This is a genomic window from Paenibacillus sp. Y301 (assembly GCF_059445505.1).
This window is the reverse complement of sequence record NZ_JCAIUL010000006.1, coordinates 163,782-176,319: the sequence shown is the minus strand read 5'-3', so window position 1 is coordinate 176,319 and position 12,538 is coordinate 163,782. Positions and strand designations below refer to the sequence as shown.

10 protein-coding genes are annotated in these 12,538 nt (G+C 40.9%); 7 read left to right on the top strand and 3 right to left on the bottom strand.

Annotated elements, in window-relative coordinates; genetic code table 11:
• Nucleotides 1-11 precede the first annotated feature (11 nt).
• The 3 genes from AC1D69_RS12700 to AC1D69_RS12690 all read right to left on the bottom strand — a co-directional run bounded on the left by AC1D69_RS12700 (nt 12) and on the right by AC1D69_RS12690 (nt 3,037).
• The gene (locus AC1D69_RS12700; protein WP_495456527.1) at nt 12-1,196 is read right to left on the bottom strand and encodes a MalY/PatB family protein; all 1,185 of its coding nucleotides are present in this window, start codon (nt 1,194-1,196) and stop codon (nt 12-14) included.
• A gap of 180 nt (nt 1,197-1,376) precedes the next feature.
• A complete protein-coding gene (locus AC1D69_RS12695; RefSeq protein WP_495456526.1) occupies nt 1,377-1,898 on the bottom strand; it encodes a DUF1036 domain-containing protein in 522 nt (173 codons plus the stop codon).
• Between the two features lie 98 nt (nt 1,899-1,996).
• Nucleotides 1,997-3,037, bottom strand: a complete 1,041-nt coding sequence (locus AC1D69_RS12690; RefSeq protein ID WP_495456525.1) for a PocR ligand-binding domain-containing protein — start codon at nt 3,035-3,037, stop codon at nt 1,997-1,999.
• Between the two features lie 387 nt (nt 3,038-3,424).
• Here AC1D69_RS12690 and AC1D69_RS12685 point away from each other — a divergent pair, with 387 nt between their 5' ends.
• The 7 genes from AC1D69_RS12685 to AC1D69_RS12655 all read left to right on the top strand — a co-directional run bounded on the left by AC1D69_RS12685 (nt 3,425) and on the right by AC1D69_RS12655 (nt 12,458).
• On the top strand, nt 3,425-4,561 hold the full coding sequence (locus AC1D69_RS12685) for a glycerol dehydrogenase (RefSeq protein WP_495456524.1): 1,137 nt from the start codon (nt 3,425-3,427) through the stop codon (nt 4,559-4,561).
• Between the two features lies 1 nt (nt 4,562).
• Nucleotides 4,563-6,323, top strand: coding sequence for a dihydroxyacetone kinase subunit DhaK (dhaK, locus tag AC1D69_RS12680; RefSeq protein ID WP_495456523.1), 1,761 nt, complete (start codon nt 4,563-4,565; stop codon nt 6,321-6,323).
• Nucleotides 6,324-6,573: 250 nt separating this feature from the next.
• The gene (locus tag AC1D69_RS12675; RefSeq protein WP_495456522.1) at nt 6,574-7,278 is read left to right on the top strand and encodes a hypothetical protein; all 705 of its coding nucleotides are present in this window, start codon (nt 6,574-6,576) and stop codon (nt 7,276-7,278) included.
• Between the two features lie 212 nt (nt 7,279-7,490).
• Complete coding sequence (locus AC1D69_RS12670) at nt 7,491-8,174, top strand: response regulator transcription factor (protein WP_495456521.1); 684 nt, start codon at nt 7,491-7,493, stop codon at nt 8,172-8,174.
• A 1-nt stretch (nt 8,175) separates the two neighbouring features.
• Complete coding sequence (locus AC1D69_RS12665) at nt 8,176-9,105, top strand: sensor histidine kinase (protein ID WP_495456520.1); 930 nt, start codon at nt 8,176-8,178, stop codon at nt 9,103-9,105.
• A gap of 136 nt (nt 9,106-9,241) precedes the next feature.
• A complete protein-coding gene (locus AC1D69_RS12660) occupies nt 9,242-9,913 on the top strand; it encodes an ABC transporter ATP-binding protein (RefSeq protein WP_495456519.1) in 672 nt (223 codons plus the stop codon).
• A 1-nt stretch (nt 9,914) separates the two neighbouring features.
• On the top strand, nt 9,915-12,458 hold the full coding sequence (locus AC1D69_RS12655; protein ID WP_495456518.1) for an ABC transporter permease: 2,544 nt from the start codon (nt 9,915-9,917) through the stop codon (nt 12,456-12,458).
• Nucleotides 12,459-12,538: the final 80 nt, after the last annotated feature.

Sequence of the window (12,538 nt, the reverse complement as noted above, 5' to 3'; positions counted from 1 at the left end):
TAGGGTACTCTTTATTTAAACAATTTGGTGATTCGTTCTAATGCCTCTTCTAGAATGGATCTTGGACAAGCGAAGTTAATACGCATATAACCCTCGCCACCTATACCGAACCAAGAGCCTCCATCTAACAGCACCTTCGCTTCTTCGTGTAGTTTTTTCTCGAGGTCCTCCTCATGTATACCCGTTTCTTTGAAATCAAGCCATGCTAAGTAAGTGCCTTGAGGTTTAATCAATGTAACATTAGGCATCCGTGTCTTTACGAAATTGTCCATGAAATCTACATTGGCATCTAAGTATGCTAACAATTGATCGAGCCATTCAGCACCTTCCTCCGTATATGCAGCAGTAGTTGCTACAATTCCGAATAGATTGAGGCTACCAATGGATGACTTTTTCAATTCTAAATCAATTTTTTCCTTTATATGAGGGTTAGGGATAATAATATTTGAAGTTTGCAGTCCCGCTAGATTGAAGGTTTTGCTAGGGGCTGTGCAGATGACAGCATTCGAAGCAAACTCCTCGCCTAATAGAGCATAAGTCACATGTTTATTCCCCGGTAGAATCAAATCGTTATGGATTTCATCTGCGATGACAATGACATTGTGCTTGTTGCATATTTCTCCTAATTGCCGAAGTTCTTCGTGGCTCCATACAAGTCCCAATGGGTTATGAGGACTACACAGGATGATCATCTTCGCTTGAGGATCCTTAGCCAATTCCTCTAAATGCTCGTAATCCATCTTATATTTCCCGTTCTCTAGCTTCAGCGGGTTATTGGCTACAATTCTATCATTAGCCTCAATCGTATTTCTAAAAGGATAATACACAGGCTCCTGGATAATGATCTTATCCCCTTCGGCAGACAAGGCTCTAATGAAGAAGTTTAAGGCAGGAACAATTCCTGGAGTTGTTGTAACCCACTCCTTTTTAATATCCCAATCATGTCTTGATTTCTGCCACCAAGTGAGTGCCTTGAAGTACTCGTCTAAAGGTGAGCTGTAACCAAAAACGCCATGTTCAACTCGTTTGGATAGGGCATCAATGACAACTTCCGGTACACGGAAATCCATATCTGCAACCCATAGGGGAAGAACGCCTTCACTTTCAAAGCCTATAATTTCATTAAAAATAGCAGGATCCCATTTGATAGAGTTGGTGTTCTCTCTCGCAATCACTTTGTCAAAATCGTAATTCATGTTATGAGTCATCCTCCCAATTAGATTATACTTGCACTTTCGACTATAAATATGTATCAGTATAAACTTAATATTAGAATGAATCAAAGAAACTAGGGATTCTTTGATAACCCATTAGATATACAAAAAAGGAGATAACCTAATTGGTATAGGTCACTCCTTTAGTTAATGTTTTGTAAATTATTTTTTTATTGTTAGTCTTTTAGGTAATGCTGTGCGGTTAATGACAATGGGTCTTCCCGCTTTCAATTTTTTTGATATTGCCTTAGGGGTTTTAGGCAGTAGAGTTTCTCCACCTTTTAATCTTGTAGGTAATAGATTAAGGGTATTACCCGATTCAGATTGCCCTTGGCTAGTACTTGATATGAGATTGACTGTGTAGTTCGCATAGATGAAGCTGATATCGATTCTCCTAAATCCTACTCTTCTGCAGGTGGTACAACCCGTATCCCAGCACCATTGGAATGCCGAATTAGGGACTTGGGTATAGTAGGAACCCGACCACACGTTATTGTATGCATCCTCAGCATAGAAATAGAACGTACGTCCCCCGACGTATCCGAACCACACTGCTCTCGTCTGTCCAGGGTCCACGCGGTACCAGCCAATCTTTGTATAGGTGACAGGTCTACAATTGGGGTCTTGGTATGCGTAGGCAATATATACAGGTGAACTCGTGTTGTTGCGAAAATTAAGACTCATTGCACTCACTCCTTTTTAATAATCTTACGATGTATAATATGAAGATTTATCAAAAAGGAAATGGACAATCGTTGACTCTCAAATAATATTATATATTTCTAATAGGATTGCCTCGGATACATATTGCGGTACACAGCTGGCGTTAGCGTTTCGAACTTTTTGAATGTTTTAATGAAGTATCCAGCATCGCAGAATCCTAATTCATCACTAATTTGATTAATGGATTGATCTGTTGTCTCTAGGAGTTGCTTAGCCCACTCAATTTTTAAACGGGGAGTAAAGACGGAGAATTTCTCTCCAGTTTCTTTCATAAATATGCGGCTAAAATAACTTGGGCTGATGTGGCATAGTTTAGCTAGTTCACTTAATGTCACATTTTCATTTTTATGTTGATAGATATAATCAAATGCAGGCTGAAGTAGTAGATTCAAAGAGTGAATTTCATTCGATGTAAACTTTTTGATTTTATTCTCAATAAGTGTACTGGATAGTTCATTCTGAATAGCTTGAATATTTCGATAATTACGCTCAGATGAGTTAAGTGTATCTATAGAGTCGTTAGATTGATCCATAGATAAAGCCTTCTTATACATATCTATTGTGGATGTCTTCGTGATGGCTTCTTCCACGATGTAGTTACTCAGGTGATATAACATATCAGCGATAGTCGATACTTCTTCGTAAGATAAGGTCGGTAATGCAAGATAATCTTCTTCTAGATTCTTGAACTTGGTAGTTGTCTCTTCGTTAATCGGTCGAGATACAATTTGTTCGAGTGGTTGATCTATGTCTTTAAGTTTAACTTGTCCAGCCATGATAGCCCCAATATATTGATTATTAATAATGATTGGAATGGCAATATCAATAATATTGAAATGGCACATATAGATGTAGGGTTTATTCAATCGTACAGCTTCGAGTCCGCCCCGTGCATCACATTTCTGACAATAAGGAGATAGTACGGAATCCTTCCGTACACCCTGGCAGAAAGGTTGACAGTAACTATGTTTCGTAACGGGAATACCTTTGTAATCCACTGTAATGATCGCCATTTTGGTGACTAGCGCAAGAGAATCCTGCAACGTATGCCATTTCTCTAGATCAATGATTTTATCTAAATTAAACAACGAATGATTCATCAGTGCATGCTCCTAATACAGAATTGAATACATCCTAATTATACTATATTACGTTGATAACAAGACAAGATTATACCATTTAGTAGATAATGACATAGAAATACAATTCGAAGTGCATAGTCCGTATCATCTATAAAAAAGGAAGCTAGAGTTAATCCATCAAAGTTTGGTAACTTATGCATCAGTTGGATTTGTGTAATTATGCTCTTGAATAGAAGTGGAAACTTAGGAATAGAATATGGGAAATGAACATAATTATTCGATTAGATTGATAGATGACAAGAAAACACTATCTGAAAGCGCTTAAAGTGGCGGTTTTAGTTCAATGTTTACGATTTGTAGTAAGACTATAATAGAAACATAATGAGGTAAAGGGGAGGAATTATGATGAGAAAAGCTTTTATTAGCCCAACGAAATATGTTCAGGGGGAAGACGAACTACTTAATTTGGGGTATTTTGTACAAACATTCGGTGATTCAGCGTTACTAATTGCTCATCCAGATGATGTGAATCGGGTAAAAGAGAAACTAGAATCCACTAAAAATAAATATAATATCACATTAGTTGAGAGCCATTTCCAAGGGGAGTGCACTCGTGAAGAAGTAAAGAGATTACAGGAATTAGCTCAAAAACATGCTTGCTCTTGTACCATCGGATTAGGTGGCGGAAAGGCTATAGATACGGCTAAATGTGTAGCAGAAGGGGAAGCCTTGATTATAGTTCCAACGATCGCAGCGACCGATGCACCAACAAGTCATTCGGCTGTTCTATATACATCAGACGGTCAATTCGATGACTACGCGTATTTTAAACAAAGCCCTAGTGTGGTTATGATTGATACGACAGTTATTGCAAATGCGCCTACAAGATTTCTTGTGTCTGGTATGGGGGATGCGCTCTCTACTTACTTTGAAGCTAGAGCAACCTCTCAGTCATACTCTAACGTCAATGCAGGCTTACCTTGTGGAGTTCGTGAAGGGACGTGTGGCCCTGCTAAGGGCACCAATACAGCATTAGTACTGGCTAAATTTTGTTATGAAACTTTATTAAAAGATGGTATTCAGGCAAAAGTAGCTTCTGATTGCAATTTAGTTACTCCTGCATTGGAGAATATTATAGAAGCCAACATTCTTTTATCAGGGCTTGGTTTTGAAAGTGGAGGTTTAGCTGCTGCTCATGCCATTCATAATGGCTTAACTTCACTGGAGGGCACACATCATTATTTCCATGGTGAAAAAGTAGCCTTCAGTACAATAGCTCAATTAGTTCTGGAGAATGCAGATAAAGATGAATTGAATGAAGTGATGGCTTTTTGTACAGCGGTGGGTCTTCCCATCTGTCTAGCAGACATTGGCGTAAATAGCATTTCATATGAAGAAGCGTTGGCAGTAGCCCGCAAAGCTTGTCTTCCAGAAGAATCTATTCATTCCATGCCATTCCCTATCACGGAGGAAGCTGTCGCATCAGCCATTATCGTAGCAGATCAACTTGGTCGGAAATACAAATTAAGTAAGGATGAATAACATGAAGAAAATAATGAATCAACCAGAAACACTAGTAAGAGAGATGTGTAATGGCTTAGTTATGGCACATCCCGATTTAGAGTTTATTAATAAATATAAGATTATTAAGAAAAAGGAAATCAATAAAGATAAAGTAACACTGATCAGTGGTGGAGGCAGTGGGCACGAACCCGCGCATGCTGGATTTATTGGAAAGGGAATGTTAGATGTTGCTGTGTGTGGTGATGTATTTGCTTCTCCTTCCCAGATTCAAGTGTACCAAGGCATCCGATCTGCTGTATCTGACAAGGGAACGTTGTTAATTATAAAAAATTACAGCGGAGATATTATGAATTTCAAGAATGCGGCTCATCTTGCCAGTGAAGACGGCATTGAAGTGGATTTCGTTAAAGTGGATGATGACATCGCAGTGGAGGATAGTCTCTATACGGTTGGGAAGAGGGGCGTTGCGGGCACTGTTTTTGTTCATAAAATAGCCGGTGCAGCAGCAGAACAAGGATTGTCCTTAAGCGAAGTAAAGGAAGCCGCTCAAAAGGCGATAGATCATACAAGAAGTATCGGATTTGCCTTTACTTCTTGTACGGTTCCTGCCAAAGGATCGCCAACCTTCACACTTAAGGATAATGAAATGGAGTATGGTGTTGGGATCCATGGAGAACCTGGAATTCGTAGAGAAGAATTAGTGTCTGCCGATGAATTAGCCAACAGAATGGTGAGCGCATTGTTGGAGAATCTGAAGATTGATCAGAGTGACGAGCAGGAAGTTGCCGTGTTGATTAATGGATTCGGTGGAACACCGTTACAAGAATTATATCTATTGAATAATTCCGTGATGCGCGAATTGGCATCTAGAAATAAGAAAGTCTATAAAGTATTTGTTGGAAATTATATGACGAGCATTGATATGGCTGGGGCTTCAGTTTCAATCATGGCGCTGGACGATTCGTTGAAGCAACTGTTAAGTGCAGCATGTGAGACACCTGCGCTTGTAGTTCATGAACCTTTTGAAGAAGTGAACTATACTGAGGTTGTTTTAGCGGAAGCTGAGAATACGTCTGTATCCTACAGGTGTGAGACAGATCCAGACTTCGTAAAAGTTGATCATAACTCATTCTCTTTAAACAATGTTATATACCTCATCGATAAGATGAGTGAAATTATCATTGAGAAAGAAGTACCTTTCTGTGAACTAGATGCTCATGCGGGTGACGGTGACTTCGGTATGAGTGTGGCTAAGGGATTTAAGCAACTAAAGACAGAGTGGCATGACATTGTTACGAATCATGCAACGGATGTGGGAAGTTTCTTAGGTGCTTGTTCTCTTATAATTATGGAGTATTGTGGTGGAGCTTCCGGTCCGATCTGGGGATCCGCATTTCGAGCAGCTAGCAAAAATGTTGGAAATAAACAAGAGTTATCAATGGATGAGTTCGCTCAGATGATGGCTGCTGTTGTTAAAGGGATACAAGATACAGGAGAAAGAGCATTTGGCCGCGGTGCTGTCGTTGGGGACAAAACATTGATTGATGCGCTTGTTCCTTATGCTGAATCTTGGGCAAGTAGTGTGATTAGTGGTGACGACATTAAGGTAGCTTCTAAAAAGGCAGCAGATGCTGCAGTAGAAGGAGCGAAACATACCGAAACGATTGTGGCCCGTATGGGCAGAGCCGGTACTGTAGGTGAGCGAAGTATTGGTTATCCGGATGCGGGAGCTTACGCATTAGGGGTTATCTTTACGGAGCTTTCACAGGTGATTAAGTAAAAGGTAGGTAACCATGTTTCTAAATAAAACACGGAGATTGCTGTATTCAGGACGATTAAAGCCATTATTGGCTTTAGTCGTCCTTTTTTAAAATATAAGAATTTATAAGTATTTCTGCTTATAAATAGGATTATATTTCAACGCTAAACGATTCATCGCCGCTAAAGGACGGCGAAGCCATTTATGCTTATCTGCAACTTCTCCAGTTAATATACGTCAGAGAGTGTAAAGAAAAAAAAGGAGAGAGATCATGTATAGAATAAGAAATATAGGATGGATGGTTGCGGGAGCGGTCATGTTGTTGCTTGCTGCCTGCAGCGGGACACCGAATGTGGTATCGGATCCTCAGGAGCAAGTACAAGAGAATCCACCAGAGACACCACAGGAACAACCACAAGAACAACCACAAGAACAACCAACGGAGCAGGCAGAGCTGCAGGAGGGGCTTCCACCGACGGCAATGGAAGCAGCCACAACGGTTATGAATGCAATAAAGAACAGTGATATGAGTACACTTGCAGCTTGGGTGCACCCAGAGAAAGGGCTGCGGTTCTCACCATACGCTTACGTTGATACGAAGAAAGATGTCGTAATTACAAGAGGCGAGCTAGAGCGGGGGATGGAAGATATCACAGAACGTGAGTGGCGGACGTTCCCTGGCTCAGGTGAGCAGAACAAGATGACATTTGCAGAATACTATAAGCGATTTGTCTACGATGCGGACTTTATTAAGGATGCAAAGGTCGCAGTGAACGAGGGACTAGGAGAAGGCGCGAATGTTAACAATTTAAACGAAGTATATCCTAAAGAAAGCTATGACTTCGTTGAATACCACATAGACGGCATCGATCCATCTGTTGAAGGGAAGGATTGGCGTAGCCTGCGTCTTGTCTTCGAGAAGATCGGGGAAGACCATGCACTTGTGGGCATCATCCACGATCAATGGACACCATAAGAAAGAATGAAGACGGCAGCGACACCTAATGGTGATTGCTGCCGTAATTTTTTTTGAAATCGTATGAGGCAAATACCTTACATGTGAGCTCAAAGGAATACCTTGCTATGAGGTTGATCGAACGTACATACAATTCTTAATATGAGAATGCTAATATAGAGGGGGAAACCTATTGGATTCATATAAGCAGGGTATGGAAGGGAATTGAGCTTATGCCGACTATATTAGTCGTAGAAGATGACATAGCGTTAAATAATGGTATCGTTCTTTCTTTAAGAGATGATTCACGGGTCTTTCTACAAGCCTTTACGATCAAACAGGCCAGACTATTGCTAAACAGTCATGAGGTTGATTTAATTATTTTGGATATTAACCTTCCTGATGGTAATGGGTTTGAATGGTGCCAAGAGATTCGTAAGAATTCATCTGTACCTATCTTAATGTTAACTGCGAACGATATGGAGATTGATGTGGTGACGGGGCTTGAGTTGGGTGCTGATGATTATATGACGAAGCCATTTAGTCTCATGATTCTGCGAGCACGGGTGGCTGCACAGTTGCGAAGAACAACTTCGGACAAGCATGCTTCGTCCGTTATACAATTGGATGATTTTATTTTTGACTTCGATAAAATGGAGTTCAAGCGCAAGGGACAGCCAGTGATTCTAAGTAAGACGGAGCAGAGGCTGTTGCGTATTCTCATTTTGAATAAAGGGATAACTATTCCTCGCGCTACACTCATTGATAAGATCTGGGCGGACGGTAGTGAGTATGTCGATGAGAACGCTTTGTCCGTTACGATTAGTCGATTACGGAATAAATTAGAGGAGGCTCCTGCTCGACCAGATTATATTCAAACGGTTTATGGAATCGGATATAGGTGGGCGGTGAAATAACATGGGGAATGTGTATTTGTATGTACTGGCTGCTGTAGTAGGTGCCATGATCACGGGTGGATTGTTAATGGTTATCTATCATCGTAAAAGTAAGGTGATGTTAGACCGATTAAACATGATGCTTGATGCGGCCATGAATACATCCTTTAAGGAAACCTACTATGATGAGACGCGGCTATCACAAATTGAGACGAAGTTGTATCGATTCGTGAACGCCTCCACTATTGGCGAACGTGATATGAGCAGGGAGAAGGATCGGATTAATATGCTGATCTCCGATATTTCCCATCAGACGAAGACTCCCATTGCCAATATTCTGCTGTATGCTCAGCTCTTGCAGGAGCAAGAGCAAGAGCAAGAGCAAGAGGGTGGGCCTACGATAGGGCTGACAGATCAGATTGCACAACAATCGGAGAAGCTGAATTTCCTGATTCAATCATTAATTAAAACATCGCGAATGGAAGCAGGAATGATTGATGTTCATCCTCAGGCCAATCGATTGAAGGATGTTATACATCGTGCAGTTGCGCAAGTGGAAGAACAAGCTCAGTTGAAATCTATTGATCTTCATCATTGTATTGAAGATGACACGATGGCTTTATGTGATCCCAAGTGGACGGAGGAGGCCCTTTTTAACATTCTGGATAACAGCATTAAATACACACCTGAGCATGGAATCGTTACGATCTCTACCACAACGTATGAACTATTCACTCGGATTGACATCAAGGATACGGGTATTGGTATTGATGAGCATGAGATCAATCAAATTTTTAAAAGGTTCTATCGCTCTCCTCAAGTCGGTCTGGTGGAAGGTGTGGGCATAGGTCTATACTTGGCAAGAGAAATTATTTCGATGCAAAAGGGGTATATTAAAGTAAACTCAGCGCCTCAAGAGGGCAGCACGTTTTCTATCTTTCTTCCAAAATGAATTGGCCGGACTGAAACATTTCAATACTGAAAGATTTCAGACAGAAGCCTGAAAGAATTGGATGTTATAGTCTATATCGTAGGATGCGGAAAGGCATTTACAGTATAGATTTTTTGATATGGAGGCTCACGATCGAATGAATATATTAGAGACCAATAACTTAAAGAAATATTACGGTGGGGAAGCGAATAAGGTACGTGCTTTGGATGGGGTTAATCTAACGGTTGAACATGGTGAGTTTGTGGCCATCGTTGGAACTTCAGGCAGTGGGAAATCCACATTGCTGCATATGTTGGGAGGGCTTGATCGTCCAACAAGCGGTAAGGTATTGATCGATGGCAAGGATATATTTGCGTTGAAGGATGACACGCTAACTATTTTTCGTCGTCGAAAGATTGGATTTATTTTTCAGAACTATAATTTAGTACCCATATTGAATGTCTATGAGAATATTACCTTGCCAATAGAATTGGATGGTAACAAGGTGGATCAAGCCTTTGTTGCGGAAATTGCAGCAACGTTGGGATTGGCGAGCAAACTGTATAGCCTGCCCAACAATCTTTCCGGTGGACAACAGCAACGTGTAGCCATTGCGAGAGCCCTTGCGACTAAGCCGGCTATCATTCTTGCTGATGAACCTACGGGTAATTTAGACAGTAAGACGAGCATGGATGTCCTGGGATTGCTGAAGGTGACCAGTAAGCAGTTCAATCAGACGATTGTCATGATTACTCATAACGAAGAGATTGCGCAATTGGCGGATCGTGTAATTCGTATCGAGGACGGCACAATTGTAGGTGGTGAGTAACATGATAAAAGTTTCGAATCGAAAAATAGTATCTCGGCTCGCTTTTGCCAATTTTAAAGCCAATAAGACACGCAATCTGATCGCTATTATCGCTATTGCACTAACTACAATCCTATTCACCACGCTGTTCACGATCGGTATGGGGACAATGGAGAGCTTTCAGAACCAAACGATGCGTCTATCGGGGGGCAGTGCACATGCGGTAGCCAAATATATTACCGATGAACAGTTCAATACCATGAAGGACCATCCGTTGATTAAAGAGATTGGCTACAACCAAATGATTAGCACGGCCGATAATCCGGAGTTTCTGAAACGCCATGTAGAGATGTGGTATGAGGATACAATAGGGGCAAAGCTCCGATTCAATACACCAACAACAGGTGATATGCCACAGCAGGAAGATGAGATCATTACGGATACGATGACCCTGGATCTACTCGGAATCCCTCATGAAATACGTCAAAAAGTGCCTTTGTCCTATACTCTGAAAGGGAAGTCTTATACCAAGGAGTTTACGTTGAGTGGTTATTGGAATAGTGATGCAGCCATTAATGTAGGTATCGTGTTGGTCTCAAAGGCCTTCGTGGATACAGATATGGCTAATATGCCATTCACTTATAAGACCGACAATGATATGACAGGTGCAATTAATGCGGATATCATGTTCAGCAATAGTAAGAACATGGCACAAAAGTTGGAACAGGTTATCACGGACAGTGGTTATACCTATCGCGGGGATGACAGCAAGGGTGACCCGCGCTCAACGGATATTGAAGGTAATGTGAACTGGGCGTATTTGTCTTCAAACTTCAGCGCTGACCCGACTACCCTTCTATCCGTTACGGCGGCATTAATACTTATTATTTTCACAGGTTATTTGATTATCTTTAATATATTTCAAATTTCTGTGATTCGGGATATTAAATTCTATGGGCTATTGAAAACGATCGGGACAACCTCCAAGCAGATCAAAAAAATGCTTACCAAGCAAGCACTTCTACTATCGGTGATTGGTATTCCATTTGGATTAGTGATTGGGTTCATTATAGGTAAGGCATGCTTGCCACTCATTATGGGAATCACTGATTCTAGTGGTGTCGATGCTGTAGTATCCTTGAATCCAATTATATTTATTGGGGCAGCATTATTTGCACTAATCACGGTATTTATCAGTTCACGTAAACCTGGCAAGATGGCAGGTAGCGTGTCTCCCATAGAGGCAATCCGTTATAGCGGTGTTTCTGATGATATCAAACGTAAGAATAAAAAGAGTACCGATGGTGGTAAGTTGCACAAAATGGCACGATCTAATCTAGGCCGTAATAAAAAACGAACGTTGTTAGTCGTAGTGTCACTTTCCTTGAGTCTAGTGTTGCTGAATTCAGTCTTTACGCTATCTAAGGGAATGGACATGGACAAATATCTCTCTGCATTCATGGATACAGACTTCTTAATTGGACACGCGAATTATTTCAACCATAATTACTTCCGTTTTGAAGAAGATGAGTTATCTGAAAGCTTTATTCAAACAGTCGAGGGACAGCCAGGATTTGAGGAAGGCGGCAGGTTATATTACAACGTCTTCTTGGGTCAGAGTAAAATCCACTATACAGGCCACAATAGAGTAGCCTATACGGGTAAGAATGTGAACTTGCCAGAGGGTGATGATCAGCTCCTTGACTTATATGGTCTAGAGCATCTGCCATTATCAAGATTGGATATTGTCGAAGGTGAGCTGGATATAGACAAGCTCGCAACAGGTAAATATATCATTGAAGGTCTGCCTGCAGATGATCATGGGAAGGTCCAGTGGGATGTTGATCGATATAAGATTGGAGACAAGATACAGATTACTGTAGATGGTCAGATGCATGAATATGAAGTGTTGGCAAAAGCAAAAACAGATTGCTATACGAATACCAGTCGATTGATGGGCAGCTTTATGATGTACCTACCTGCTGAAGAGTATCTAAAGGTAGTTACACGACCTGTGGTCATGAGTTATGCCTTTAACGTTGAGAATAGCTATGAGCAATCTATGGATGCCTTTTTGAATAGCTATACGAAGGAAATCGAACCGGTCATGAACTATGATTCGAAGATGACGATGATGGATACCTTTAAGGGAATGAAAAATATGCTTATGAATGTCGGTGGGATGTTATGCTTGATCATCGGGCTAATTGGTATCTTGAACTTCGTCAATTCGATGCTGACCAGTCTCGTATCCCGCCGGCAAGAGTTCGCCATTATGCAGAGCATTGGTATGACCGATAAACAATTGCGTCGGATGATTATTTTTGAAGGGTTGTATTATGCTATCGCGACGATCATTGCTTCATTGGCACTCGGTATAATCTTTTCCTATGTGGTTATTGGAGGTGTAGTTGGAAACTTATGGTTCTTCAGCTATAAGTTCACTATTACTCCATTAGTGGCGGCGTATCCTGCACTACTTGTATTGTCTATTATTATTCCGTATGTTGCCTTCCGTAGCCTTAGTAAGCAAAGTGTTGTGGAGAGATTAAGAGATACGGTATAGATACAAATATAGACTAGAAAATAAAGAATTAAGACATACAAAAGCCCCTATTCATAAATACGAATTAGGGGCTTTTGTAT